Consider the following 25670-nt stretch of genomic DNA (forward strand, 5'->3'; position numbering starts at 1 on the left):
GCCACCGGGGCAACAGGAGCAACGGGAGCAACAGGAGCAACAGGGGCAACCGGAGCGACAGGAGCGACAGGGGCAACAGGAGCCACCGGGGCAACAGGAGCAACGGGAGCAACAGGAGCAACAGGGGCAACCGGAGCGACAGGAGCGACAGGGGCAACAGGAGCCACCGGGGCAACCGGAGCCACGGGAGCAACCGGAGCAACAGGGGCAACCGGAGCGACAGGAGCAGGAGCCACCGGGGCAACAGGAGCGACAGGGGCAACAGGAACGATACCTGGCTTCGCTTTTATTTATGACACAACAGCTCAAACTCTTGCTGGAAATGATTCAGTGACGTTTAACACTAACGGAAGCATCGTACCTGCAGGGTTCGTTGATCATACTGAGGGGGACGCAGAGATCACGATTTCGCAAGCAGGCACGTACCTCATCACGTATGAAGTAAATCCACAACAAGGTACGTCAGCATTCGCCTTATTCGCTGGAGATGATCAAATAGCAGGTTCCAATTATGGCAGTGGATCTGGTAACCAAACGTATAGCGGACAAGTTATCGTGACATTGCCTGCGGGCACCGTTCTTACTTTACGTAATATTGACGGGGGTACTTCACTGAATAATACGATAAGCGGTCCGGCATCTGCAGCTGTCCTAAGTGCATCCATCGTGATTGAACAGCTGGCATAAAATCAGACCTTAGAAAAAAATTCTATTCTTTTTGAGGAACTGGAGACAGTTCCCTTTTTTTACATAGGAGAAAATTGTTTGGTGGTTACCCAGAGGTACGGTACATGAAAAGCAGGAGGGTTGGAAAAGCTATCAACGCATTCAGTTGGTTAAAAAACGTTTCCACTATTACTGTGAAACGAATCCTTAATAGGAGGGATAAATATGAAACTTCAAGATAAAGTAGCCGTGGTAACAGGTGCAGCATCGGGTATGGGGAAAGCGATTGCGGAATTGTATGCTAAAGAAGGCGCCAAAGTCATTCTCGCAGACCTTGATATGGATGGTGCGAAAAAGGTCGCAGATGCCATCGAAAGTAATGGCGGAACGGCTAAAGCGATAAAAGTAAATGTTGGGGAACAAGCAGATATTGATCATATGATCGATACGGCCGTATCTGAATACGGCACATTAGATATCCTGGTCAATAACGCAGGGATCATGGATGGTTTCGAACCAGCGGGTGATATCGATGATGATAAGTGGGATCGAATCTTTAACATCAACACAAAAGGGGTCATGCGTGCCACCCGTAAGGCCTTGCCGATCTTCTTGGAAAAAGGACAAGGTGTCATCGTCAATACGGCTTCTACAGGTGGACTGAACGGGGCGCATGCCGGCGCTGCATATACGGCTTCAAAGCATGCAGTGGTCGGATTCACAAAAAATACAGGCTTTATGTATGCCAATAAAGGGATTCGCTGTAATGCCATCGCACCCGGAGCCGTTATGACCAATATTACGGCCGGCATGAAAAATCTGAATGAATTTGGTTCAAGCCGTACGAAGATCCCACAATCTGTCATCCCTCGTGCAGGTCAATCTGAAGAAATTGCAAAAGTGGCCCTATTCCTGGGTTCAGACGACTCAAGCTTCGTAAATGGCACAGTCATAACCGCAGATGCAGGCTGGACCGCAGCTTTTTAGTTGGGGTTATAAAGATCATACAAAGAAGGCCGCCTATTGGCGGCCTTCTTAATCAAGATACAAAAAGTGTATTTATTTAAAGGTAACCAGCCAATTAAGCGTGTTGTCGCCAAAATCAGTTAGCGTATAAACAAACTTTTGTTTTTGCCACTTTGCAAGGCTGCCTGTATCGTTTGCATCGATATGCAATTGCCCATATTTCTTAGGAACAGGCATCATATGCGTTTCCAAAAATTCTACAGTTTCCTTCGCTGTCGCTAAGCTTTCTTCTGACTTTTCTGTTGTGGAACGGGCTATAATGGCCCAGCGTCCTTCATTCCAACTTGTAAATAATGAACCTGCTCCTGCATCCTGATACCCCGTTATGCCATGCCCTAAATCAACAGCTTCACCATCTGAGAAAACGGTTTGATCGATTTCTTCACTTGCTGCTTTTTCCGTTTCATATCGAGTAATGACCAACTTGCCAACTAATTGCCCCGTTTCTTTTATCTTTGGATCGTTGATCTCTAGTTGTTTGTCTGTGTTATAAAATGTAAAAGTCGCTTTATTCTGAGTTGAAGACGCGATAGCCGTTACATGTTTTCCTTTGGTCACAGGGAAATCTGTTGGTAGCTTAATGCCCCAGTCACTTGGAATGATACTTTGGAAATCGGCTTTTTCAGCTTTGCTATCACTTGCTACATTCGTATTTGGTTTATCCACTTCTTTTGTTTCTGTCTTTACCTCTTCCGTTTGCTCCTTATCTGTTTCAGTATTTGGCTCTTCTGTCTGGCTCTTATCTGTTTCAACATCCACCGTTTGTTCAGGATTTTGTTTTTGTACCGCTTCTTTCTCTTCATTTCCGCAAGCAGTCATCATCACCATCATAAAGGTTAGTACGATTAGATATTTCAGCGTCATCCCTCTTTTCATGATTATTGATGTTCTTTACGTAAACCTTACCATGAAATTACCCTTTATTCAGGAACTCTAATCCAACTACCCGGCCAAATAGAGGAAGAATGAAATGAAGTCACTCCCTTAGGTGATTCAGTTTCACATTCGTATGTAGCTGCCTGTGCAAACTCTAAACCTTAAGCGAGCCACGAAACCCTCTGGCAGCATAGTATGATTCAGCTCCATTGTGGTAAATGAAAACGTGCCCGAAACGAAAATCGCAAAAAAGGGCACCGCCAAGTTCTCTAATATCAGAGGGGGTTTGCACCCAACTCGACGTTTTCATATCGAAATTTCCGATTTTTTGCAACGCTCGATATTGTTCTTCTGTTAAAAGTTCAATGCCCATGGTAGTTGCCATATCAATCGCGTTATTTTCCGGTTTATATTTTTTTCTTGTCTCAAGCCCTTCACGATCGTAACAAACACTTCTGCGACCTTTAGGACTTTCCGTTGAACAATCGTAAAAAATGTATTCGTCCTTCTTTTTATCATGACCAACAACATCTGGTTCGCCGCCAGTTCTTTCCATCTCATTGAGCGACCACATCTTTTTAGTATTAGCCTCCAATTTTGCTTGAACGTTAGCCCATTCAAGACCTTTATGGCGGCTCATGTTTTTCTCAAAACGGACTTTCAATGCTTTGAGTAATTCTTCACGTTGTTCTAGTGACAACTCCAAAGCCATATTAGTTTCCCCCTTATTATTTTTACTAATAATGGTTTAAGTATATATAAAATTGCTTTATAACATTAAGTAAGTCGATTCCTCCACAATCTGGCCCATTAGTTGAACAAGGCTCAAAATATCACATGAATACTATATTAATTTCATATCTAGTTCACATAAAGCACCCTACTGAAGCCAAAACACGAGTCAACCCTTGAATTCAGCCGAGATCGGTCAAATCAGGGGTTCTAATGTTAATTAAGGACTTTTTACTTATATTAAATCTTTCTTTTTTTTTTTATGCTTACTTTTGTAAAAAAAAAGGGGAGTCCTTAAAATGATAAAGAAAATACTTACTGTTTTTTTTGTAAGCGTATTATTCATTAGTATATTTTTAACTGAAACATTGAATGTACAAGCTAGTGAATTAAAAGAAAATACAGTACAAGCTCAAAATAATGACGATATAAAAATAAAATTCAATAATTCCGAAAGAAAAAAAATTATTATTGATAGAGAAAATATTATTTCGGAAATCGAAGAAAAAACTAAAACGAGCAGTAAATCTGTTAATTCTATAATCTCGCAGACGTTAAAAGAAAATACTCAAGAAACGTTAAATAAAGGTATTGAAAAGAAATTAAAAACTATAAATCATGATTTACATAAGTCAATAGAATTAGAAACTAATATAGAACCTGAAACTTTTGAGATCAATGAAAATCTTAGTGTAACTTTCGACGATAATTTTGTTATAGTAGATGAATTTAAAGAATCAGCAGAAAGGGAAGTAGATGAAAATACTGACCTTAACTTATTTACATTTGTTGATAATCTATTTGTTGATAAAGCATACGCTGCAACTTCAAAGAAGAAAATAAAAAATGCTTCACACTCAAGAAGTATTTATGATACAGCTATAAAAAGTTTAAAACTAGTTACGGCATATATAGGTGCAGAATTTACTTATGATGGAAAAAAAGTGACTGCCAGAAGAACTGGGAACTATATGAAAACAGAAAATGTTGCAGGAATTCTTATTGATGTAGTTGAAAAGAAAAGTGCAATACAAAAGCCTAGTAGCTCAAGAAGAATTGCTTATCAAGAAGGTAGCGCAATTTTAGGTTTTACAGTTAAAGGGCATGGTCTTAAATTGCAAGAAAAATACTTAAGAGTTAATGTTGAATCGAATGCAAAAGGTAAAATAACCAAAAACTCAATTTTAAGATAGAAAGAAGGAACCTCTATGTCTTTTGTAGTAACAGCAGCGTTTACAGTAGTAATGATATTATTTATCATTTTAATGCTTGTAAAACTTTTTAAAAACTTTAAAAAGAAAAAGACGAACCTTAAATGAGTTCGTCTCAGGCTGTCGACAAAGTCGACAGCTGTTTTTTGTATAAAGCTTCATCAATATATTGTGTTCTTATTTCGAAAATACAACTAATATATGCGAAGGATTATATTCCCATCCTCCATTTTCATTCTCAGGTAACGTTATAACTAGGCGCTTAAGCGCCATTGTTTGGAACGGAATAACATCCTCAGGATTTCTGAATCTAGTGAGTAAGTGAAAAATCAATACAAATCCTTTATAAAGCTCTTCACATAAAAGAACTCCAAATCTTTATGAAGGTCTTTTATGTGAAGAGGGTTCCTTTGGTCCTCTACAGGTCCTTTTCCGGTCTAATGCATCTAAGCTACTATCAGAGAAACATACTGCCCATAATTTTCACTGGAGGTGGAATAATAAGACGATTATTTTAAGGGGGAGATACGTTTGGATCAATAACAAACGATTAATACACTGAACAAATTCTTACAGGTACAATACATGGGCATCCACGCCTATGAAAACTTTTAAAAAAAACTGCAAAATTCCTCCGATTGTAGCTCCTTTTTCTTATGTTAAAGGATTAGCATTCCTCTAAAGAATTCCTCTTCACCAATTCTTCTCCCGGGCATTAAATAATAGGGAGATGCCTGATTAAAAAAGGTTTGACACAGTGGGTCAATCCGACTATACTAGCTAGTAATTACAAAACACAGTAAACAAATAAGAATAATTAGCTGATTGGAAAACCAAAGGCATCGACCCATATCTATGGGTGATTTGCGTTTGGTTTTTTTTATTTTAAAAGGGGGATATAGGCATGGAGGTTTTTTGGTTTTTACCGACGGCGGGAGAAGGCAGGTATTTGGGTACGGAGCATGGAAAGCGTGAGGTCACGTTTGATTATATTGAGCAGGTGGCAAAGGCTGTCGACACGCTCGGATTTGACGGTGCACTGCTGCCTACGGGGGTTGCTTGTGAAGATTCATGGGTGATCGCGTCGAGTCTTGTCCCATTGACGAAACGGATGAAATTCCTGGTTGCGGTCCGCCCCGGATTCGTCGCTCCGCCCGTTGCTGCGCGGATGGCGGCAACTCTTAATAAAATTTCGGGAGGACGCCTCCTGCTGAATATCGTACAGGGTGGGGACCCCAAGGAATTGGCAGGGGACGGTCTCCATTTGACTCATGATGAACGCTATGAAATGAGCGGCGAGTTTTTATCTATATGGAATCAATTATTTAAGCAGGAATCCGTAACCTTTAAAGGGAATTATTTTAATATTGAGAATAGTCAACTCCATCCTTCCACTCCAAAGCAATCTCCGGCCTTATACATTGGCGGGACATCAGCTTCTGCTTATGAAGTGGCGGCGAAGCATGTCGATCATTATCTGACATGGGGTGAACCGGTCGATGTGGTCAAAACAAGAATCGACACGGTAAGGGAGTTGGCGAAACAACAAGGGCGAGAGGTGAAGTTTGGCATAAGGCTTCATGTGATCGTCAGGGAGACGGAGGAGGAAGCGTGGGCCGCAGCGGATGAACTAATCAAGTATGTAGATCAACATACAATTGATGAAATGAGAAAGAAGATGGCTGGCTTCGATTCCAATGCGCAGAACAGGATGAGCGATATCTCGTACAAAAACAGGGATTCGCTTGAAATCAGTCCTGGACTTTGGGCAGGAATCGGTTTGGCCCGGGAAGGGGCAGGAACGGCTTTGGTGGGAAATCCCGACCAAGTGGCTAGCAATATGAAAAAGTACCAGGAAGCGGGTGTAGACACTTTCATTCTATCTGGTTATCCACACCTGGAAGAATCATATAGGGTTGCGGAATTGCTTTTTCCAAAATTAAAGGATTGAAAAGAGAAGAAAGATAGGGGGGAATCACATGAAAAGAAAGTTTTCGGTTTTATTTATATGTATGATGATGGCGGTCCTTGTCATCGGATGTTCTTCGAAAAGCTCTACAGACGACGGCGAGAAAACGACAATCAGCTTCATCCACTGGCGTGGGGAAGACAACAAGGCCTTCAAGGAGCAAATTTCTAAATTCGAAAAAGAAAACCCGGATATCAAAGTCAATATGACGGTATACCCGTCCGAGGAATACCAATCTACTGCCCAGACCATCCTGAAGGACGGCTCGACAGGGGATGTCTTCACGGCGTTCCCGGGATCGCAATTTGAGATTCTGAAGAAAGCCGATCTATTCACGGATCTTAGCGGTGAAGAGTTTGTTGGGAAATTCAATGAAAGCCTGATTGAAGCCGGACAGGATGACGGGAAGCAATTGGCGCTTCCGCTTCAGCTTGTCTTCAACCAGCCCGTTTACAATGTCGGCCTTTTTGAAAAATTGGGACTAGAACCTGCCAAGGACTGGGATGGCTTCCTTGCCCTATGCGAAAAGTTGAAAAAGGCGGGCTACCTGCCCATCGCTTTCCCAGGAGCCGATATTGGCCCAGGTCAGCTGATCAACTCGATGGTCATGAACAATGCGCCGGACGAAGAAGTTTTCACAAAATTAGTTAATGGCGAGAATGAGCTGACTGAAGAATGGTGGGTCAAAACCCTGTCGCAATTTAAGGAGCTAGTTGATAAAGGATACATTTCAAAAGACTCCTTAAGCGTGAAGCATGACGGTGCCATTGCCTTGGTGGCACAGGAAAAAGCGGCGATGCTGGGGACTGGGTCCTTCGCGATGGCGAACATCCAGGCACTCAATCCGGATATCAAGCTGAAGATGCTGGCACCGATTACGGTTTCAGAGGATGAGGCAAAATTCGAAGGCGTCCATACGACAACCTTCATGCTGGCGGTGAACAGCAAATCGAAGAAACAAGAAGCAGCCAAGAAGTTCATCGACTTCTTAACAGAGCCTGAAAACGCGTCGGCCTATGCCAATGAAACGGGCCAGCTTTTAACACTGAACGATGTCGAGTATGAGTCCGATATTCTGAAGGATTCAACAGAATGGATGGATAAAAATACAAGATTCCAGCCAAGATATACCATCACCAACGCGAACGTGGAAAAAGCCGTCCTGTCTTCCATCCAGGCAGTCATCGGCGGCACGGAACCGGATAAAGCGGCAAGTGACGCCCAGAAAATCGTCAAACAAAATATCGATGAATGAAAAGCGTATGGAGGGAGAAGATCTTTCTCTCTCTCTTTCTTTTGTCTGTTAGGGGAGGTTGTGCATCGTGCTGAAGAAGAATAAACGATTGTTCCTGTTTATTGCACCAGGTTTACTTATGTATCTCATCTTTTTCATCTATCCTACGCTTAGCGCGCTTTTCTATTCCTTCACAAACTGGGATGGCATCACACCCGATTATCAGTTCGTCGGGTTCGATAACTATGTGAAGCTAGTGACCGAGGACAGCATTTTTGCGAAGGCCTTTACGAATAACATCAAGTTCATGCTGTTCGTCGTGATTTTCCAGACGATCCTGTCGCTGCTGTTCGCCTTATTTTTGATCAAAAACACGAAGGTCAATGTGTTTCTCCGGGCGTTATACTTTTTCCCGACGATCCTTTCCTCGGTATCGGTCGCGTTCATCTGGACCTTCATTTATGACCCGAACATGGGGTTATTATCAAGCCTGCTTTCTGGCCTGAACCTCGAGTCTCTTTCACAGAATTGGCTGGGGGATGAGGATATCGCCATCTTCTCGATTGCAGCCGTTCAAGTTTGGTTCCATACGGGGCAGATGCTGATCATCTTCGTCGCCGGACTTCAGGCGATTCCAAGCGAATTGTATGAGGTGGCAAAAATTGAAGGGGCCAACCGCTGGCAGACGTTCCTTACTGTCACCTGGCCGCTTGTCGCACCGGCAGCGACCATCGTCATTGCCTATACGACGATTCAGTCGTTCAAGGCGTTCGACTTGATCTTCGCGATGACCAAAGGGGGGCCAAACTACTCGACGGAAATTCTGGCAACCTTCATCTATACCACGGCGTTTCGTAGCTTCAAGTTCGGTTACGCTTCAGCTGAATCGGTCCTGTTCATGATTCTGATGGCAGTTATTACATATATACAATTCAAAGCCTTACGGGCCGATCGAGTAAACTATTAGGGGGGAGACCGCAGCTATGAAACTTTCAAAAACGGTACTGATGCTTCTCTATGCGTCATTGATCATCATTCCGATCCTGACGATCTTCCTGTCGACGTTCAAGCCAATGTCTGAAATGTACAGCAATGTGCTGGGGTTGCCGGAATCCTTTCAGTTCGATAATTATGTCAATGTGTTCATCGACCAGTCGATGGGAACCTACTTTAAGAACAGCTTGACCGTCACGTTGGTATCCGTCATCCTGACCTTGTTTTTTGCCAGCCTGATTGCCTTTTCAATTGTGAGGATGGGTGGCTGGGCCGGTGGACTATTGTTCAGTTTCTTCGCACTCGGAATGATGGTACCCGCCCAAACGAACATGATTCCGCTTTATCAGCTCATGTATGATTTAGGATTGACGAACAGCCTTGTCGGGTTGATGATTGTCAATATAGCGGTGACGATGCCAGTCGGGGTGTTCATCCTGACCGGATTCATGAAGTCCCTGCCGAAGACGATATTCGAGGCAGCCATCATGGACGGTGCTGGCAACTGGCAGATGTATACCCGCATTGTCTTGCCACTATCCCTGCCGTCCTTATCGGCAACGGCCATCTTCCTGTTCGTGATGCACTGGAACGATCTCTTATATCCGCTTCTGTTCATCACGCAAGACGAGTTCAAGACCCTGCCGCTTGCCTTACTGGAATTCCAGGGTGAATACATGACGAATTATCCGCTTCTGTTTACGGGAGTCATCATTGCTTCAGCGCCAATGGTCATTATCTATGTATTTTTGCAAAAGTACTTCATCGCCGGCATGACGGCCGGAGCGGTGAAAGGCTAATAAATAGGAAGAGGTGTCGGTTATGGAACGAGTTACACTGCAAGAAGGATTGTCTTTTTCAAGGATCGTCCACGGGCACTGGAGGGCGGCGGACTGGAATAAGTCCACACAGGAATTCTTAACTCTGACCGAGCAATGTCTCGAGTTGGGAATCACTACCTTCGATAACGCGAATATTTACGGTGATTACACATGCGAAGGGCTTTTCGGCAAGGTGCTGAAAGCGAAACCCGACCTTCGGGACCGAATGGAAATCGTGACGAAGTGCGGCATTAAGCTCGCCAATGGCAAAAATGGCTTCTCTCTCAATCACTATGATTCAAGCAAGGAGCATATCATCGAGTCGGCCGAGCGATCCTTAAAGGAACTGAACACGGACTATATTGATGTCCTCTTGTTGCACCGCCCGGATGTGCTCCTCGATCCCGATGAAGTAGCGGAAGCCTTTACACTTTTGAAGAAGCAAGGGAAAGTCAGGCATTTTGGCGTATCCAACTATCTTCCATCACAAGTGAACATGCTTCAGGCATCCTTGGACATGCCGCTTGTGACGAACCAGGTAGAGCTTTCCGTCATGTACCGAGACAACTTCGAGAATGGCGTACTGGACCAGTGCATCGAGAAGAAGATGCCGCCAATGGCCTGGTCGCCGCTCAATCAAGGACTTATCTTCACCAGTGAAACGGAAAAGGCAATCCGGGTGCGAGACGCGCTGAAGAAAACCGCGGCTGAAATCGGGGCGAACGATATGGACGAAGTCATGTACGCATGGTTGATGAAGCATCCGGCTGGCATCATGCCAATCGTGGGATCCGGACGGATTGAACGCATTCAATCAGCGGTTAATAGCCTATCGCTTAAGCTCGACAGGCAGCAATGGTATGAAATCTGGGTCAGCTCTCGTGGCCGGGATGTGGATTGATGCAAAAAAAGGCAGGCGCCTCAATCGGTGCCTGCCTTTTTATTATTGTTAAAATCTGGTCATCAAGAACCAAGTGCCGATAGCCACAACGACAATGGCTAGTAATAATAACCCGTAGCCGAGTGGAGCGGATTTAAACTGTTTAAGATTTCCTTTATATAAAGATATCTGGTTGATCGTTCCAGCCGGGTCACACTTGATGAATAAGGTTCTGGCCTCTTCCGATTCTTTCATATAGTATCTCAAATACTTCTTATCATCCGTCAACGTAACCTCTATGTCTTTGTAACCCAACGATTCTAGAAAAGAAAGGAGATACTGCTTATTATAAGGCTTGTTTTTAAATTCTTTCACGATTATTTCGCGTCTGTTCATGCTCACTCTTCTCCTATCTAGCTCAATCAAAATACGTATTGAATATATACCCAAGAATAATAGTAAAACTCTTGTTGCCGTTTTTCCATACTTTTTGCAAGAAGTTTGAAATTTTGAGTGTGAAGGTACAAAGAAGTCAGGCAGGAGTGGGGGAATGGTCTTGGTTTCGAGGAGGGACTAACATCCTAAAAAATTCCGTTGACAATCAGTTTTAGTGTATGTTAACTTTAGTACATTAGTAAACTAAAGCATAGAGAACAACAATCAGCCAAAGGTGGTTTTTCTGAAATGAAACGTTCAAGTATATTCATATTAACGATAATCGCAATGTTTTCACTTCTTGCAGCCTGTTCCTCCAATTCCGAGGAAAAAGAAGACAAGCTGGTGATTGGAATCGATGATAAATTTGCCCCGATGGGATTCCGTGATGAGGATAATGAAATTACTGGTTTTGACATCGATTATGCCAAAGCCGCCACTGAAAAAATGGGTGTAGAAGCTGAATTTCAACCAATTGACTGGAAAACGAAAGAATCCGAGTTAAGTAGTGGACGTATCGACCTTATCTGGAACGGGTACACCATTACGGATGAGCGTAAGGAAAAGGTCCTTTTCACAAAACCTTACTTGGAAAATGCACAGGTGGTCGTGACGCTTGAAGATTCCAAGTTGACTAAGCTTGATGATTTAGCAGGTAAAGTCGTCGGTCTTCAATCGCTTTCTTCCGCATCAGATGCATTGAATGCTAATCCGATTAAATCCGAGGTCAAGACGATCACGGAATACTCCGATAACGTCTTGGCCCTAAGTGATTTGAAGGCTGGCCGTTTGGATGCCGTAGTCATTGATGAAGTGGTCATTGATTATTATATGTCCAAAGAAGAAGCTACATTCAAGGTACTGGATGAATCACTTTCTCCGGAGCAATATGGAGTAGGCGTGAAAAAAGGAAAGGAAGATCTTCTGAAAGACCTTCAAAAAGCACTGGATGAAATGAATGAAGATGGCACAGCCGCTAAAATCTCTGAGAAATGGTTTGGCGAAAATAAGGTATTAAAATAAGAACGAACAAATATTAGGCAAACAGGATTTCCTTTTGGGAACCCTGTTTTGTTTTTGGGGGAATCGATTCATGTCTATAGATTATCTTACTTCCATACTGAAGCCCATGCTAGAAGGGGCCCAAATAACGGTCCTCTTGTTTTTGATTGCCATTGTCGTTTCCATTCCACTGGGCTTCCTGCTAACCCTTCTTGTCAGGAGTAAATTCAAGCCTGTCGCCTGGCTTGCTGAGGGTTACATATATTTGATGCGCGGTACGCCGCTATTGCTACAATTGTTATTTATCTGCTTTGGATTGCCGATGCTGCCCGTAATTGGTGAATACATGGTGTTGGATCGTTTCGTTGCGGCTTGTTTAGGTTTCATCTTGAACTACGCAGCTTATTACGCCGAAATCTTCCGCGGCGGTCTGTTGGCAGTTGAAAAAGGTCAATATGAAGCCGCCCAAGTGCTTGGATTGAATAAATGGCAAACGATGAGAAAAATCATCCTGCCGCAAATGTTCCGTGTCGCACTTCCTGCGGTCTCGAATGAATCGGTCACACTGGTCAAAGATACCGCGTTGCTCTATGCCGTGGCTGTACCGGAATTGCTACACTTTGCCCAGACTGCGGTGAACCGTGACTTTACGATCGTTCCGTTCTTCTTGGCAGGAATCATTTATCTGTTGATTACACTCGTATTAACGATGTTCTTTAAATGGCTCGAAAAACGCTACAAAATCGAATAGAAGGAGTGGTGAATGTGGCTATCCTTGAAGTGTCCAACCTCAAAAAGTCATATGGCAAGCTAGATGTACTAAAACGGATAACATTGGATGTGAATAAGAACGATGTCGTCGCCGTGATCGGTCCTTCGGGATCCGGGAAAAGCACGATGCTCCGCAGCCTCGTCCATCTTGAAGAAATAAATGGTGGCAGCATTGCTGTCTCCGGCGAATATATGGTGAAGGATGGGGTTTACTCGAATCCGAAAGAACTCAAGCAAATCACCTCCAAAATGGGGATGGTGTTCCAGCATTTCAACCTTTTCCCGCACTTAACGGTCAAAGAAAATCTTGAAATCGCTCCAAAAATGGCCAAAAAGGAATCTTATGACGTCATCCAGCAACGAAGCACCGAGTTATTGGGGAAAGTGGGGCTCTCGAATCGATCATCGGCACTTCCGGCCCAGCTTTCCGGTGGTCAAAAACAAAGGGTAGCGATTGCCCGGGCTCTGATGATGAATCCTGAAATCCTGCTGTTCGACGAACCGACTTCCGCCTTGGATCCGGAATTGACAGGCGAAGTGTTGAAAGTAATGAAGGACCTGGCTGAAGAGCACATGACGATGGTCGTCGTCACACATGAAATGGAATTCGCCAAAGAAGTGGCCAATCGGGTCATCTTCATGGACAATGGGGAAATCATCGAATCCGGACACCCGGACGACGTCTTGACGAACCCACAGCATGACCGGACGAAAGCCTTCCTGAAACGCAGTTTTAAATAATTCATAGTATCGATCAGGGGCGTTTCCAATGGGGAGCGCCTTTTTCATGAACAATTTGTCCATCTTTCACATGCGATTATGCAGGATTTCTTATTTTTGAGTCGAATGAAACACGGGACAAACATAATAAGGAGCTTTTGCCGATGATCAAAGGGTTATTTGAAGCACATTTACCCGTTCGAGATTTAAATCGTTCCATTGAATTTTATGAAGGACTTGGGTTGGAGTTCGACCATAGAGTCGAAGATAGCTTGGCTTTCTTATGGATCGAAAAGGATAAAAGCTGGTTGGGATTATGGGAAACCGAGAAGGTGGAAGTGGAGTATCATCCTTCCATAAGGCATATCGCTTTTGAGGTATCCTTAGATGGATTAAAAGGATCGGTTGCTTGGCTGAAGAATAAGGGATACGAGCCAAGGGAGGCTTTTGGGTTTGAACCCATCGAACCTTTTGTGATGCCTCATAAAGATTATGCTCATGCCAAAATCCATTTCAATGATCCGGATGGAAACAGCCTGGAGTTTATTTGTAAGATAGGCAATCCCCAAGGAATTATGAAGCGAATGTACCTAAGTGAATGGGAACGGCTAAATTTGAAATAGAAGTACCCCATTCTTTAGTGACGGAAATCATTTTTTGCACATTTCTACATTTTATCTTCCCATCTCGGACTTTTATCTTCGGTTTCTACGATTTATCTACGCAAACCGAACTTTTATCTGTGGATATCGGCAATATATCGATTTTTCGACAAAAAACGATCAACCAGAAGTGTCCTCATATAAGGAGCAGTCCAAACAAAAGGTCATATCAACGACAATGGTATCCACTTGTCGTTGACATGACCTTTCCTTATCCATTATTCCTTTCCTCCACTATCATACGCAATCCACTCTTCGCCCTGAGTGTTAGCAATGGCAGGGGTTTTACTTCATGATGGTCGGGCGCGAGCTTTATTCGATATCGTTGAGCGATGCAGGCCAGGACCAGAACAGCTTCCATAACAGCAAAGTGATTGCCAATACACACCCTCGGCCCTCCGCCAAATGGAAAGTAAGCAAACGGGGGAATCGTTTTCAAATAGTTGTTTTCAAAACGCTCAGGAATAAAGGATTCGGGTTGATCGAAATATTCTGGTTTATGATGCATCACATAGGAACTTAACAAAAACATCTCGCCTTTTTTAAAATGGTAGTTTCCGATGGACACATCTTCTGCAGCTTTCCGTGATATGACGTAGAGTGGTGGATAGATGCGAAGCGATTCCCAGATAATATTCTGAGTGTATGTTAATTTCATGAAATCATCAGGAGTGGGGGTGCGGTTTCCGATTACGGTATCTATTTCATGGAAAAGCTTAGCTTCCACTTCAGGATTCTGCGATAGTAAGTAGAGTGTCCAGGAAAGTAAGGTAGCGGTCGTATCGTGACCGGCAAGGAAGATCGTCATTACTTCATCGCGTACTTGCTGATCTGACATCCCTAAACCATCCACTTCATCTCGGGCTTCCATCAGGATTCCCAACATATCTTCATGACTCTTTGCATCTTCTCTACGTCCTTCAATTATGCTATATATCACGGTATCCAGTCGTTCGAGCACCTTTTTATATTCCCGGTTGCTTTTTGTTGGAATCCATAGAGGCAATTGAAAGAGATTCCTCATTCTTTTGACAGCAACCTTCATCACTTCATCTATCGGCTCCCCAATCAGGTTATATCCATCTTTGAGTTCCGTGCTGAACATGGTCTTGCTGACTATACCAAGAGCAAGGCTCATCGTGTCCTCGGTGATTATTCTTTCTTCCCCGTTTTTCCAGGTTGAGATATATTCCTTGGTTATATCAATCATATCTTGTGCGTAATTGCTAATATGGGTCTTTTTGAAAGATGGTTGAATAAGCCTTCTCTGGCGCATGTGAAAATCTTTATCACTCGTAATGAGCCCTTCTCCAATGAGCGGCTTTAAGCTATCGAAGTCTTTTGATTTCAAAAACGACTTTTGTTTGGTTACAAGGATTTGTTTAATTAAATCCGGATCTGAAATGAGGTAAACGTTTTGGAAAGGCCCCAACCGAAGTTTTGCAACGTCCCCATATTCTTTAGCTAGCCGTGTAAGAAAACCAATTGTGTCTGATTGAAACTCCTTTGTATGACCAGTTATTATTTTCCCTTTTGGGCCAGTGGGAGAATCATGAGCATCTTTATCCAACAATGATTTGTTTCATTCCTTTCTATATAAGTAGTTATAATCATTCTATGTGGATTGCGTATATTGGTTTGGACAAGTATGCGAGAGGGCTAGCGTTTTTTACATATTAATAGAAGGAAAACCGTTAAAAATCGCGATCATAGGCTCTTCATTCCTTTTTTTAAACTCTAATTGTTTAATATTGGTAAAATAAGGGTAAAAAGACTGGAAATTGAAATGAAATGAGTGCATCCATTTTCCTAACGGGAGCTATAAATAGCATACTTATCCCTATTTATCTCTCGGACTATATTCCTTATAATAAAAAAATATGAAAAATATGACAAATGGTAAAGCCGTTAACGAATGATGAGGTGATCCTGTTGGGACTTGTAGATGTAATAAGCGATTATAGCTCGGCATTTTCTAGTGGAATAGCTAATTTGGAAGAGCAAATTAGCCGATTGAAGCAGGCGAAAACGCAAATCAAAAATGAACAGGAAGCAAGCCTGGTGGAAATCAAAGAAATAAAAAAACCGGAGCTAGGAAAAAGTTGGACTGGAAATCGTGCAACGGATTTTAAAGAGTCAAGAAGTGGTGCATACAAGGTCATGCTGACAATCGTTCGGGATGAGTATGATGATTATCAAGCGAAAATTGAAGAGAAAATCAATTCCCTGGAGAGGCAAAAAGCCATACTGGAAGCAGCCGTAGCTGCTGCCCGTGAAGCGAGCAACCTGTTGAGTAAAGGGGAAGAATTCCTTGACCAAGTGGAAAGTAAAGTATCGGATTTAAAGAAGTGGGTGTTTTAAATGACGACAATTAAACTGAATCATGCAGTCGTGACAAAACAAGTAAGCCAGGTAAAAACGGCCGTGGATGGGACGACAATCGGAGCACTGCCGGCCGACCAGCTCGGCAATAACGATCTGAGCTTCACATCGAAATGGGAAGAACGGGAGACCAATCTGGAAAAGACCTTCAATCAATACCTGACGATCGTCAAAAAGAACCTGGAAGACACCCAGGCGAACGTGGATTTACTGAAAGAGCAGGATGAAGCCATCACCCATACTGCACAGGGGTATCAGCCATTATGACAATCTTCGAAGCCAAACCTCTGAAGTCAGCAGTCAAGTCACGGGCCAAGCAATATGAAGACCTATTGGGGCAAGTAGAGACACTGAAAAAGGAATTTCAGGGAATCGTCGATTTGGATGAAGAGCTGGCCGGAGCCGGGGCGACGGCTATCAAGAACTTTTATCGAGCACAAGTAGAGGTGGCCAATGCCTGGATCGAATTATTCACGACCCAAATCAGCTTTCTGAAAGGCATTCCGGCCATATTGGAAGACGCCGACCTATCCGGTGAAACCGTGGTCGAGGTGCCGTTTTTAGAGGGGGAAGTGACCCACGGTCTCTCCAACGCCAAATCGATGGTGAACCAGCAGTCCACCGATCTCCAAAAGATTTTCCAGAACATTGATGATATCCTCTCACTACAGGTGTTCGACCAAGGCGATTTCCATGAGAAAATGGAAAAGGCCGAAAAAGAAAAGAACGATACCATCAAGAAAGTGCACGAAGTAGATAATAAATTAGTAGAAGAATACCAAGTGACCGAAGCCCAGGAAAGTGTAGCCATTAGCCTTTTCCAGGCCTTACTTGAAGCCACCAGTCAGGATGGCACCGTTTCCCCGATGAACTTCAACCAAAGTGCCTTTCAAGCGAGCCAAGCTTATCAAGTGAAGGATGAAGTGGCCGAGAATATGCAAGGATACCGGGACTTCAAGAAGCAAGAAGAGGAAGCGCGGAAACTCGAACAGGAAATGGAAGAACTCGAGAACCGCCCATGGTATGAAAAAGCCTGGGACACGACAAAAACCTTTACAGGGGAAATCACGGGGTATTATGATTCAGTAAGAGCGACAACGGGAGTCGATCCCGTAACAGGTCGTAAACTTTCCGAAGCTGAACGAATCGCCGCGGGCGCGATGGCTGCCGCCGGATTCATCCCCATCGTCGGCTGGGCAGGGCGTGCGGTCAAGGGTGGAAGTGCCGTCTACAAAACCGTGAAGGGGCTCAACGCTGCAGACCATGCATTGGACGCCTATAAATCTAGTAAAGGGCTGGATGTCCTCAAGCAAACCGAATACGGATTATATGGATTAACCGCCGCCAACGGTCTCGGTGAAGCCGTGACCGGCAAGGACATGTTCGGAAACGAACTCACTGATGAACAGCGTCAAAACAGCCTGATGAACGCCCTTGGTATCGCCGGAGTTGCGGGGGCAGCCAAGGTCGCAGACAAAATGGCAAGCGGGACAAAGTTCATCCCCTACAGCAAGGAATTTGTGCAAAACCAAGTCCAGAAAGCCCAAGGCACAATCAAGGATATGGGCAAGGCCCTCGGGAAAGTGGAAGTGCCAACTGGAGTTAAGGTTAGGACAGTAGCGGATACGACTGGAAATACTTATAAAGCTATTGGTGTGGATAAGACGTCGATAAAGGATCTTGCGCAGAGGATTACGGCGAAGGGTGAAGGTAGTAAGGGTACGGGTAAAACTACTAAAAATGTAGATCAAATTGATTACGGAGCTTATTTGAAAAAGAATAAAGGAAATCCACCAAGTGATATGTATGATCCTCATGCACATCATATTGTTTTTAAGAAAGGAAATGGGGAAGCCCAAAAAGAACTAGTGAAAGAAGGTCAAGAAGTATTAAAAGAATATGATATTGACCCGATTTTGGGACTTGAAAACTTGGTTTGGGCTCCAAATAGAGTTAAAGGTCAACATGGTATTGAAGCACTTAGAAATGTTGTTGATAATATAAAAAAAGTAAGGGATGCTGGTGGAGACAGAGATGATATGGTGGAAATGCTTAATAAACTTGGGGATATTGCAAAAAGGAGGAAATAGTTGAGAGATGGAAAATAAACAAGTTGCAAAAGAAATTCGTACGGCTATAAAAAAAAGCGAGACTCAAAAAGTAGCTCAATTAATAGGAACTAATACAGAATTATTAAATATGATGACTCCATTTGGTACGTGGCTTCATGTCGCAGCTTCTAGAGGGGAGTTAAATATAGTTAAAAAATTAATAGAACTTGGTGCAAATATTAATAATCTTGGTGGAGTATACGGTGGTGGGGCATTGAACGAAGCTGCTTCTGCAGGACATATTGATATAGTAAGTTATTTATTATCTTGTGGAGCTGATATGGACATAAGTGAACCGGAAAGAAATCCATTATTTGGTGCAATTAGTAATGGCCATGTTGATATAGCAAAACGATTAATTGAAAGTGGTATAGATATAGATGTTAAATATAGTGGTGAATCTATGAAAGGAATGGACGCATTGGCTTTTGCAAGGGAACAAGGGCAAGAGGAAATCGTTAAGTTGATAGAAAATCAAAAAGGGGGGGTTACTAATGTAACTGAAACAAAAGATAGCAATCAAAACAATCATGATGTGATTTTAGAGCATGTGACTAGATCTTTTGGGCCTATTAAAAATACTATAAGTGAAACTGTTCCTGGTAGTAGAGTGTCGGTCAATGTTCACCTAATTCCTCCTTCAATGAATAATGATTTTGTAACTCTTGTAACTACAGGTATGAGTGATGAGCCTATGGAATATTCAGATAAAGAAAGTATGTTTAAATATGCAGAGTTATTACTAAAATTACCTTCAAGTTGGTTAGTTGAAGAAGAAAATATGAAAGATCAAAACCATTATTGGCCTCTTGGTTGGCTAAGGAAAGTAGCTCATATTCCACATATTTATGAAGGATGGATTGAAGAAGGAGTTATTCTTCCAAATGGAGAACCCCCTCAGCCATTTGCGTCAAATACAAAGCTATCAAGCATAATGGTATGTCGCTCCCAAGAATCTGGGCTGAATAACGTTCTTACTAAACAGGGAAACATACACATTTATACACTCGTTCCTATTTATGAAGAAGAAAGAAATCTAGCTTTGGAAAAAGGGCATGAGTATCTACTTAAAAGAATGAGTGAGAAAGGTATTTCAGATGTTTTAGACCTAGATAGGGAAAATGTTGGTATATAGTAACAGTTGCCAGTGGCTATACCACTTGAATTTTTGTTATAGGAAAATAACAAAATAAAGTGCTTCAATGTCTTGAACCATATCCCGAATAACGGACACTAATAAAAAAGTGCCTCGTTGTTCGGGATTTTTTATATTGGAAAATAATTTTATAAAAGTAGGCGACCACGCCTGCTTTCACAACGCTGCGGACCATGCGCTGGATGCCTTTAAATCGACAAAAGCCATGGACATCCTCAAGCAAACCGAAACCGGCCTCTATGGACTAACCGCCGCCAACGGTCTCGGCGAAGCGGTCACCGGCAAGGACATGTTTGGCAACGAACTCACAGAAGAACAGCGCCAAACCAGCCTGATGACAGCCCTTGGCATCACCGGTATAGCCGGGGCAGCCAAGGTCGCAGACAAAATGGCAAACGGGACAAAGTTCATCCCCTACAGCAAGGAATTTGTGCAAAACCAAGTCCAGAAAGCCCAAGGCACAATCAAGGATATGGGCAAGGCCCTCGGGAAAGTGGAAGTGCCAACAGGAGTTAAGGTTAGAGAAGTAGCCGATACGACTGGAAATACTTATAAATCTATTGGTGTGGATAAGACGACGATGAAGGATCTTGCGCAGAAGGTTACTGCGAAGGGTGACGGTAGTAGGGGTGCGGTTGAAAAAGATGATTACTTTATAGGGACATTAAAAGGAGAGAAAATTCATTTAAAAGGTGTCAAGGTAGAAGAAATTATTTACACTAAGAGACTTCCAGAAGAAACAGCTAAACTTAGAAAAGAATTTAATAGTTCTGTTAGGAAGAATTTTCTTAAAGAATTTGTTAACGACCCCGTAAGAGTAGAATATCTTAGTAAAGCTGGTTTAGGTGAAGGTGATATTGATAGAATGAAAGATGGGCTTAATCCTAAAGGGTGGCAGGTTCATCACAATTTACCCTTAGATGATGGTGGTACAAATGCTATCACTAACTTAGTATTGATAAATAATGACCCTTATCATAAAGCTGTTACTAACGAACAAAACTCTTTAACAAGAGGATTAGCTCCTAAACAAAGTAAAACAATTAATTGGCCCATGTTTGAGGATGATGTTTATCCACCAAAACCTTTTAAATGAAGGGAAGAGTTGATATGCCACAATGGAAAGACTTGTTGATAGAAATAGAAAAAATTGAAGGGAAATATGGTAGTTCACTTAGAAAACCAGCATCAGATACAGAAATTATAAAAGCGAATCATAAAATTCAGCAGACATTAGGAAACATTGAACTACCTAAATCGTATATTGAATTTCTCAAGAAAATAAATGGGTTAAACTTTAATGGATTAGTAATCTATGGAGTTGATGACGTACTACTTGATAAGGATGTAGATGAAGACATTCATGGGTTTATTGAGACGAATGAGCTTTGGTATGAAAATGAATGGCAAAAACAATATGTATTTTATGGTGATTCTGATACCGCATGGTATTGTTTTGATTTAAAAGAGAATGTATATGTAGAACTCGATAAACCCTCAGGAACACTAATTCAGTCATTTGAAAGTTTTGATTCGATGTTGAGTGATGCACTTGAAACATGTCTAATGTAATGAAGTTAGTAAGAAAATAACTATTAAAATGTAACCTTGATTGGCTAACTACCTTTCAAGGTTCTTTTTTTATAGTTACCTAGTGAAGAATCACGGGATATAATTACTATTTAATAGGGAAACAAGGCGAATCAGGTGACAGAGCCGCAAGCTTTCCAAAGCCGAACGAATCGCTGCGGCTGCGATGGCCGCCGGTATCATCCCCGTATTCGGTTGGGGAGTAAAAGCTGCTAAAGCAGGTGTCGTTGCCTACAAAGCAACAAAGGGGCTCAATGCTGCAGACCATGCATTGGATGCCTATAAATCAAGTAAAGGGCTGGATGTCCTCAAGCAAACCGAATACGGTCTATACGGATTAACAACCGCCAACGGACTCAGCGAAGCCGTCACCGGCAAAGATATGTTTGGAAACGAACTCACGGATGAACAGCGCCAAAACAGCCTGATGAACGCCCTTGGTATCGCCGGAGTTGCGGGGGCAGCCAAGGTCGCAGACAAAATGGCAAGCGGAACAAAACTCATCCCCTACAGCAAGGAATTTGTGCAAAATCAAGTCCAGAAAGCCCAAGACTCGATCAAGGATATGGGCAAGGCCATCGGGAAAGTGGAAGTGCCAACTGGAGTTAAGGTTAGGACAGTCGCGGATACAACTGGAAATACTTACAAAAATATCTCGGTTGATAAGACGACGATAAAGGATCTTGCGCAGAAGATAACGGCGAAGGGTGAAGGTAGTAAGGGTACGGGTAATATTGGTAAGATAACTGAAATAAAAGAGAAGGATCTTGGGAAGCAAATTATCAAAGGGAAAAATGGAAGGAAAGAACTTGCGCCCAACGTACGCTATGTTACAGAGGATGGTTATAAATATACAACAGATGAAATTGGTAGAATAGTAGATGTTGAGGCAGAAGGATTGATACTTCAAAAAGGTACACGAAATCCGGGAATGCAAGTGGCAGCAGGCCGGGAAGATAGGTTAATGGATGATGATGGTGGGCACTTGATTGGAACCCAATTTCATGGCTCTGGGGATATTGACAATTTAGTAGCTCAAAATAGACAAATTAATCGCTCGGGTGGAGAGTGGTATAAAATGGAGAATGAGTGGGCAACTGCTTTGAAAGAAATTCCACCGAAAAAAGTATCTGTAAAAATTGAGCCAATTTATTCAGGAGAGTCACTAAGACCAAGTTACTTTGAGATATTATATGAAATTGAAGGAAAAGGGATATTTGAGAAAACGATTAGAAATAGTGCTGGGAGTTGATTGAAAGTGGAAAAAGAAATGAATAAATTATATAGAGAAATAGCAGAAACAGTTAATGAAATGATTCCAGAAGAATGGGATAAATTTTATTTTTATTCACAGATATCAGAAACCGGTGGAGGAACTTATTTTTTTTATAATACTCCTGAAAATAAAGAATTTTTTAATTATAGTGTGGAAATTCCATTTAACTATTCTATTGATAAAGAAGAATTCAAAAAGAATAAACGAAAGCTGTTTGAGTTGTGCGATGAACTAAGGAATATCTTTAAAAATAATCAGCAAGAGCTTTGGTACTCTTTTACAATGTCTCTTGAGAATAGTGGGAAATTTAAAATGCATTATGATTATACAAATTGGTTCGATACTGAATATAGTTTTAGTGACCAAATGATTATTTGGAAAAATAAATACTTAGATGAGGTGCCAAATGATGAAAATTATAAAGCATTAATCGAGAAGTACCATAATGAATTTCCAGATAATCCGATTTAATTAGAGAAGGATAGTAATACATCAGGAAGAGAAATGGCAGAATTTAAAAAAGAAATTAATTGCAAGAAAATTAGCTTGAGATGATGAAATGCTTATAAGTTCTACTATCGATTCAAACAGGCATACAATTAATTGTAATTGTATGCCTGTTTAGAGTTAGGGAAGTACCGGATACGAAATACTTACAAACATATCTCGGTTGATAAGATGCCGATAAAGGATCTTGCGCAGAAGATTACGGCGAAGGGTGAAGGTAGTAAGGGTATTACAAAAGGTGAATATAAAAATTTGAGGAAAAAGACACCAAGTAACGAAATAAGAAAAATGGTTAATCCAGATGGTCCTAAAGTAGACCCAGTATACGGGTATGAAGTTGATAAGTTTGAAGCAGACCATATTGTTTCAATGAAAGAAATAACTGAAATGGATGGATTCAGTGGGTTAACTCGAGAACAACAAATAGAAATTCTAAATCTAAAAGATAATTTTGTTGGTCTTGGAAAATCTTCGAATGCATCTAAGGGGGCTCATAGTTGGGCTGAATGGAAAGGGCATTCTAAGATGGGAGAGGTTCCTGTTAATGTTAGAATGGAAATGATAGAAAAAGAGGAACAAGCTAGAGAAGCTCTAAAAGTAGCTATAGAAGAGAGGTTGAAGTAATGAACAAATTTGAAAAGATTATTATGGGTAAAATCATTATAGTGACTGCCGAAAAAGAATTAGAACCTCAAGTAGAAACTTTGTTTGCTATATTAGAACAGGTAGATCGTAATAAATTAATTCATGGTTTCTCTCTACAAGTAGGTTGGTCCGTCTTTTATTTACATGAGAGAGAAACCGGGAGTTTTATATTGACTTCTCCTGATTATACTAGAAATCCATTTGAAGATATAACAGAAGATTTAACTTTAGCATTGTGGGTACAACTAGAACAAGGTCATTTTTTGAGAAAGATAAATGTCGAAGGTTTATCAATAAAATTTAGTGATAAAATCATACTTTCTAAAGGTGTACTAGAACTCGAGAAAATATATTTACAAAGAAATGGAGATGTAGAAAAAGGAGATTCAGGTTGGTATATAGGTCCTGTAGAAGATAATAATAACACGGAGTTGTATGCTCTATATGCTTATCAACTACTAAAAATTAAACCAGAAATCATTCAAGTGCTTGCTTTACCAAATGACTATATGGTTGTTTTTGAAGGTAATGAAATAAAAGCAGTATTAAACGAAAACGATGTAGATGTTTTTTAAAGGCTCCATATAGATTTTATATACGAAAAGGTATCTCTGTTCCGTATGATTTCCTTCGCGATGAACGTGATATAAGAGTATCATTCGATTGTACGTGGGATGATAAAACTGGTTTAGGGGTTCGTCTCATAAATGAAAAAGTAAAAAGTAGGGTATCAAGATGTCGCAATTTAAATTCACTAGTTGTTAGGTGAAATTTCTATGAGTAACAGCAAAACAGCAGATTTAATATTGGAGATATATTGTATTAATATTTGAAAATATTAATCATAAAGTTTTTGGAGAATAAGAATAGATTTTTGATGAGCCAGAAAGAGAATGTAAGACCTTAATATCAGTTAAGGTCTTTTTGCCGTAAAGAAGATAGATGTAATGAGTTCGTAGGCGGGCAGCCAAGGCCGCAGACAAAATGGCAAACGGGACGAAATTCATCCCCTACAGCAAAGAATATGTACATAATAAAGTCCAGAAAGCCCAAGGCACAATCAAAGATATGGGCAAGTCCCTCGGGAAAGTGGAAGTGCCAACTGGAGTTAATGTTAGGACAGTAGCCGATACGACTGGAAATACTTATAAAGCTATTGGTGTGGATAAGACGACGATAAAGGATCTTGCGCAGAAGATAACGGCGAAGAGTGAAGGTAGTAAGGGTACGGGGAATGGTAAATCAGGAGAAAAGAGTTCTCTTGCACCTGGTGGAGGATTGGCTGCACATGAGGTAAAAGGTGGGCATTTGATTGAAAGACATGTTGGAAAAACTGATGAAGAGTTATTAGAGAGAATAAAGAATAATCCTAGAATTAATGGGTCTTCTACTTTTAAAGATAGGGCTATTGCTGAGAAAGTTGTTAGTACAGCCTTAAGCGAAATTAATAACAAAAATGCGATTAAATCTTGGATGAGTAATTCACAAAGTAAGTCAAACTTAGTTTTGACTTATGAAGGAACCGAAGTTATTGGGCGTGGAGTAAAAAGAGGTTCTACCACTGTTGAAAATATGTCAAATGCTAGAATTATTTTGAAAAAGGATGGAGAAGGAAATTACATTTTAACTGGCTATCCAAATTAATACTCAAGAGGTGAGATGTTATGTTGTCTTCTAACAAACTAGAAGAATCAGTTTTTCAGTTCTTGGCCGGAACTTTTCATCAAGATATTGATTCTTCAGAAGTGGCATTACAAGAATTATTAACAGAAGAAAGTATAGAATATCTAGAATCTGCTATTGTCTTTTTAACAGATTTTATTAGAAGTAGTAAGTATTCAGATATTCAAAAGAATGAATATATTCAAAGTTGTGCAGATGGTGTATACTTTCCTGCTCTTGATTTACAACCACTTCAGTGGCTCTATCAAGTAATTGAACAAATAAAAGAAGCTGTTAAAGAAAAATAACAACTATATCCCGGATAACGGACACTAATAAAAAA

Annotated in this window: 27 protein-coding genes and 2 pseudogenes; 25 read left to right on the forward strand and 4 right to left on the reverse strand. The window is 41.5% G+C overall.

From position 1 onward, the window contains the following. Both ACIQXR_RS13900 and ACIQXR_RS13905 read left to right on the forward strand, forming a co-directional pair. Positions 1 to 687 (forward strand): annotated as a pseudogene (locus ACIQXR_RS13900) (collagen-like protein); the annotation flags it as partial. A 204-nt stretch (positions 688 to 891) separates the two neighbouring features. After that, entirely contained in the window at positions 892 to 1653 is a 762-nt protein-coding gene (locus tag ACIQXR_RS13905; protein ID WP_402957365.1) for an SDR family oxidoreductase, read from the forward strand. A 72-nt stretch (positions 1654 to 1725) separates the two neighbouring features. Here the strand turns inward: ACIQXR_RS13905 and ACIQXR_RS13910 are convergent, their stop codons facing one another. Then, a complete protein-coding gene (locus ACIQXR_RS13910; RefSeq protein ID WP_402987084.1) occupies positions 1726 to 2556 on the reverse strand; it encodes a hypothetical protein in 831 nt (276 codons plus the stop codon). 166 nt (positions 2557 to 2722) lie between these two features. Continuing rightward, entirely contained in the window at positions 2723 to 3280 is a 558-nt protein-coding gene (locus ACIQXR_RS13915; RefSeq protein ID WP_402874235.1) for a DUF4256 domain-containing protein, read from the reverse strand. A gap of 319 nt (positions 3281 to 3599) precedes the next feature. Here ACIQXR_RS13915 and ACIQXR_RS13920 point away from each other — a divergent pair, with 319 nt between their 5' ends. The 6 genes from ACIQXR_RS13920 (at position 3600) to ACIQXR_RS13945 (ending at position 10429) form a co-directional block, all read left to right on the forward strand. Further along, positions 3600 to 4493 carry a hypothetical protein gene (locus tag ACIQXR_RS13920; RefSeq protein ID WP_403080189.1) on the forward strand — a complete coding sequence of 298 codons (894 nt, stop codon included), beginning with the start codon at positions 3600 to 3602 and terminating at the stop codon, positions 4491 to 4493. A gap of 922 nt (positions 4494 to 5415) precedes the next feature. Next, positions 5416 to 6462 (forward strand): FMNH2-dependent alkanesulfonate monooxygenase, encoded by a 1047-nt coding sequence (ssuD, locus tag ACIQXR_RS13925; protein ID WP_402957371.1) that lies wholly within the window; start codon positions 5416 to 5418, stop codon positions 6460 to 6462. 28 nt (positions 6463 to 6490) lie between these two features. After that, positions 6491 to 7735 (forward strand): ABC transporter substrate-binding protein, encoded by a 1245-nt coding sequence (locus ACIQXR_RS13930; RefSeq protein ID WP_402987078.1) that lies wholly within the window; start codon positions 6491 to 6493, stop codon positions 7733 to 7735. 70 nt (positions 7736 to 7805) lie between these two features. Continuing rightward, positions 7806 to 8681, forward strand: coding sequence for a carbohydrate ABC transporter permease (locus tag ACIQXR_RS13935; RefSeq protein ID WP_402987402.1), 876 nt, complete (start codon positions 7806 to 7808; stop codon positions 8679 to 8681). Between the two features lie 127 nt (positions 8682 to 8808). Beyond that, a complete protein-coding gene (locus ACIQXR_RS13940; RefSeq protein WP_402957375.1) occupies positions 8809 to 9507 on the forward strand; it encodes a carbohydrate ABC transporter permease in 699 nt (232 codons plus the stop codon). A gap of 22 nt (positions 9508 to 9529) precedes the next feature. Further along, positions 9530 to 10429 (forward strand): aldo/keto reductase, encoded by a 900-nt coding sequence (locus ACIQXR_RS13945; protein ID WP_402874244.1) that lies wholly within the window; start codon positions 9530 to 9532, stop codon positions 10427 to 10429. A gap of 48 nt (positions 10430 to 10477) precedes the next feature. Here ACIQXR_RS13945 and ACIQXR_RS13950 read toward each other — a convergent pair whose 3' ends face one another. Further along, positions 10478 to 10804, reverse strand: a complete 327-nt coding sequence (locus ACIQXR_RS13950; protein ID WP_402874247.1) for a hypothetical protein — start codon at positions 10802 to 10804, stop codon at positions 10478 to 10480. A 288-nt stretch (positions 10805 to 11092) separates the two neighbouring features. On the opposite strand from ACIQXR_RS13950, the gene ACIQXR_RS13955 reads away from it, so the two are divergent. From ACIQXR_RS13955 to ACIQXR_RS13970, 4 genes are all read left to right on the forward strand, one after another. After that, complete coding sequence (locus ACIQXR_RS13955) at positions 11093 to 11866, forward strand: amino acid ABC transporter substrate-binding protein (RefSeq protein ID WP_402987076.1); 774 nt, start codon at positions 11093 to 11095, stop codon at positions 11864 to 11866. A gap of 70 nt (positions 11867 to 11936) precedes the next feature. After that, positions 11937 to 12596, forward strand: a complete 660-nt coding sequence (locus ACIQXR_RS13960) for an amino acid ABC transporter permease (protein ID WP_402874253.1) — start codon at positions 11937 to 11939, stop codon at positions 12594 to 12596. Positions 12597 to 12610: 14 nt separating this feature from the next. After that, a complete protein-coding gene (locus ACIQXR_RS13965; protein WP_402957679.1) occupies positions 12611 to 13357 on the forward strand; it encodes an amino acid ABC transporter ATP-binding protein in 747 nt (248 codons plus the stop codon). A gap of 143 nt (positions 13358 to 13500) precedes the next feature. Further along, complete coding sequence (locus tag ACIQXR_RS13970) at positions 13501 to 13959, forward strand: VOC family protein (protein WP_402987074.1); 459 nt, start codon at positions 13501 to 13503, stop codon at positions 13957 to 13959. A 250-nt stretch (positions 13960 to 14209) separates the two neighbouring features. Here ACIQXR_RS13970 and ACIQXR_RS13975 read toward each other — a convergent pair whose 3' ends face one another. After that, on the reverse strand, positions 14210 to 15571 hold the full coding sequence (locus ACIQXR_RS13975; protein ID WP_402987072.1) for a cytochrome P450: 1362 nt from the start codon (positions 15569 to 15571) through the stop codon (positions 14210 to 14212). A gap of 323 nt (positions 15572 to 15894) precedes the next feature. Here ACIQXR_RS13975 and ACIQXR_RS13980 point away from each other — a divergent pair, with 323 nt between their 5' ends. From ACIQXR_RS13980 to ACIQXR_RS14040, 13 genes and pseudogenes are all read left to right on the forward strand, one after another. Continuing rightward, positions 15895 to 16359 (forward strand): YwqH-like family protein, encoded by a 465-nt coding sequence (locus ACIQXR_RS13980; protein ID WP_402987071.1) that lies wholly within the window; start codon positions 15895 to 15897, stop codon positions 16357 to 16359. After that, positions 16360 to 16647: a YwqI/YxiC family protein gene (locus ACIQXR_RS13985; protein WP_402874275.1), complete on the forward strand. Its 288-nt coding sequence runs from the start codon at positions 16360 to 16362 to the stop codon at positions 16645 to 16647. Then, positions 16644 to 18470 (forward strand): T7SS effector LXG polymorphic toxin, encoded by a 1827-nt coding sequence (locus ACIQXR_RS13990; protein WP_403080192.1) that lies wholly within the window; start codon positions 16644 to 16646, stop codon positions 18468 to 18470. Before ACIQXR_RS13985 ends, ACIQXR_RS13990 begins: the two co-directional genes overlap by 4 nt. A 7-nt stretch (positions 18471 to 18477) precedes the next feature. Beyond that, entirely contained in the window at positions 18478 to 19626 is a 1149-nt protein-coding gene (locus ACIQXR_RS13995) for a suppressor of fused domain protein (protein ID WP_403080193.1), read from the forward strand. 136 nt (positions 19627 to 19762) lie between these two features. Beyond that, positions 19763 to 20743, forward strand: a complete 981-nt coding sequence (locus ACIQXR_RS14000) for an HNH endonuclease signature motif containing protein (RefSeq protein ID WP_403080195.1) — start codon at positions 19763 to 19765, stop codon at positions 20741 to 20743. Between the two features lie 14 nt (positions 20744 to 20757). Beyond that, the gene (locus ACIQXR_RS14005; RefSeq protein ID WP_403080197.1) at positions 20758 to 21219 is read left to right on the forward strand and encodes a YrhA family protein; all 462 of its coding nucleotides are present in this window, start codon (positions 20758 to 20760) and stop codon (positions 21217 to 21219) included. A gap of 583 nt (positions 21220 to 21802) precedes the next feature. Next, positions 21803 to 22489 (forward strand): DNA/RNA non-specific endonuclease, encoded by a 687-nt coding sequence (locus tag ACIQXR_RS14010; RefSeq protein WP_403080320.1) that lies wholly within the window; start codon positions 21803 to 21805, stop codon positions 22487 to 22489. 6 nt (positions 22490 to 22495) lie between these two features. Then, positions 22496 to 22984 (forward strand): antitoxin YezG family protein, encoded by a 489-nt coding sequence (locus tag ACIQXR_RS14015; protein ID WP_402876146.1) that lies wholly within the window; start codon positions 22496 to 22498, stop codon positions 22982 to 22984. Positions 22985 to 23191: 207 nt separating this feature from the next. Continuing rightward, positions 23192 to 23644, forward strand: coding sequence for a hypothetical protein (locus tag ACIQXR_RS14020; RefSeq protein WP_402987068.1), 453 nt, complete (start codon positions 23192 to 23194; stop codon positions 23642 to 23644). Beyond that, positions 23644 to 24240, forward strand: a complete 597-nt coding sequence (locus ACIQXR_RS14025; RefSeq protein WP_402876156.1) for an immunity protein Imm33 domain-containing protein — start codon at positions 23644 to 23646, stop codon at positions 24238 to 24240. Before ACIQXR_RS14020 ends, ACIQXR_RS14025 begins: the two co-directional genes overlap by 1 nt. Before the next feature lie 29 nt (positions 24241 to 24269). Next, positions 24270 to 24414 (forward strand): annotated as a pseudogene (locus ACIQXR_RS14030) (DUF6985 domain-containing protein); the annotation flags it as partial. A 235-nt stretch (positions 24415 to 24649) separates the two neighbouring features. Continuing rightward, positions 24650 to 25309, forward strand: a complete 660-nt coding sequence (locus ACIQXR_RS14035) for an RNase A-like domain-containing protein (RefSeq protein ID WP_402873253.1) — start codon at positions 24650 to 24652, stop codon at positions 25307 to 25309. A gap of 20 nt (positions 25310 to 25329) precedes the next feature. Beyond that, entirely contained in the window at positions 25330 to 25635 is a 306-nt protein-coding gene (locus ACIQXR_RS14040) for a contact-dependent growth inhibition system immunity protein (protein ID WP_402873258.1), read from the forward strand. The last annotated feature ends 35 nt before the right edge of the window (positions 25636 to 25670 follow it).

This window comes from Peribacillus sp. NPDC097224 (assembly GCF_044761985.1).
Taxonomy (GTDB): domain Bacteria; phylum Bacillota; class Bacilli; order Bacillales; family DSM-1321; genus Peribacillus.

Bases quoted from the DNA above. Each gene is read 5' to 3' on its own strand.
- ACIQXR_RS13990 (WP_403080192.1), top strand. From the start codon at position 16,644: ATGACAATCTTCGAAGCCAAACCTCTGAAGTCAGCAGTCAAGTCACGG.
- ACIQXR_RS14025 (WP_402876156.1), top strand. From the start codon at position 23,644: ATGAACAAATTTGAAAAGATTATTATGGGTAAAATCATTATAGTGACT.
- ssuD (WP_402957371.1), top strand. From the start codon at position 5,416: ATGGAGGTTTTTTGGTTTTTACCGACGGCGGGAGAAGGCAGGTATTTG.
- ACIQXR_RS13930 (WP_402987078.1), top strand. From the start codon at position 6,491: ATGAAAAGAAAGTTTTCGGTTTTATTTATATGTATGATGATGGCGGTC.
- ACIQXR_RS13915 (WP_402874235.1), bottom strand. From the start codon at position 3,280: ATGGCTTTGGAGTTGTCACTAGAACAACGTGAAGAATTACTCAAAGCA.
- ACIQXR_RS13950 (WP_402874247.1), bottom strand. From the start codon at position 10,804: ATGAACAGACGCGAAATAATCGTGAAAGAATTTAAAAACAAGCCTTAT.
- ACIQXR_RS13920 (WP_403080189.1), top strand. From the start codon at position 3,600: ATGATAAAGAAAATACTTACTGTTTTTTTTGTAAGCGTATTATTCATT.
- ACIQXR_RS13980 (WP_402987071.1), top strand. From the start codon at position 15,895: ATGGTAAAGCCGTTAACGAATGATGAGGTGATCCTGTTGGGACTTGTA.
- ACIQXR_RS13995 (WP_403080193.1), top strand. From the start codon at position 18,478: ATGGAAAATAAACAAGTTGCAAAAGAAATTCGTACGGCTATAAAAAAA.
- ACIQXR_RS14020 (WP_402987068.1), top strand. From the start codon at position 23,192: ATGCCGATAAAGGATCTTGCGCAGAAGATTACGGCGAAGGGTGAAGGT.
- ACIQXR_RS14010 (WP_403080320.1), top strand. From the start codon at position 21,803: ATGGGCAAGGCCATCGGGAAAGTGGAAGTGCCAACTGGAGTTAAGGTT.
- ACIQXR_RS13910 (WP_402987084.1), bottom strand. From the start codon at position 2,556: ATGACGCTGAAATATCTAATCGTACTAACCTTTATGATGGTGATGATG.
- ACIQXR_RS14005 (WP_403080197.1), top strand. From the start codon at position 20,758: ATGCCACAATGGAAAGACTTGTTGATAGAAATAGAAAAAATTGAAGGG.
- ACIQXR_RS13985 (WP_402874275.1), top strand. From the start codon at position 16,360: ATGACGACAATTAAACTGAATCATGCAGTCGTGACAAAACAAGTAAGC.
- ACIQXR_RS13960 (WP_402874253.1), top strand. From the start codon at position 11,937: ATGTCTATAGATTATCTTACTTCCATACTGAAGCCCATGCTAGAAGGG.
- ACIQXR_RS14040 (WP_402873258.1), top strand. From the start codon at position 25,330: ATGTTGTCTTCTAACAAACTAGAAGAATCAGTTTTTCAGTTCTTGGCC.
- ACIQXR_RS14035 (WP_402873253.1), top strand. From the start codon at position 24,650: ATGGCAAACGGGACGAAATTCATCCCCTACAGCAAAGAATATGTACAT.
- ACIQXR_RS13955 (WP_402987076.1), top strand. From the start codon at position 11,093: ATGAAACGTTCAAGTATATTCATATTAACGATAATCGCAATGTTTTCA.
- ACIQXR_RS13945 (WP_402874244.1), top strand. From the start codon at position 9,530: ATGGAACGAGTTACACTGCAAGAAGGATTGTCTTTTTCAAGGATCGTC.
- ACIQXR_RS13905 (WP_402957365.1), top strand. From the start codon at position 892: ATGAAACTTCAAGATAAAGTAGCCGTGGTAACAGGTGCAGCATCGGGT.
- ACIQXR_RS13970 (WP_402987074.1), top strand. From the start codon at position 13,501: ATGATCAAAGGGTTATTTGAAGCACATTTACCCGTTCGAGATTTAAAT.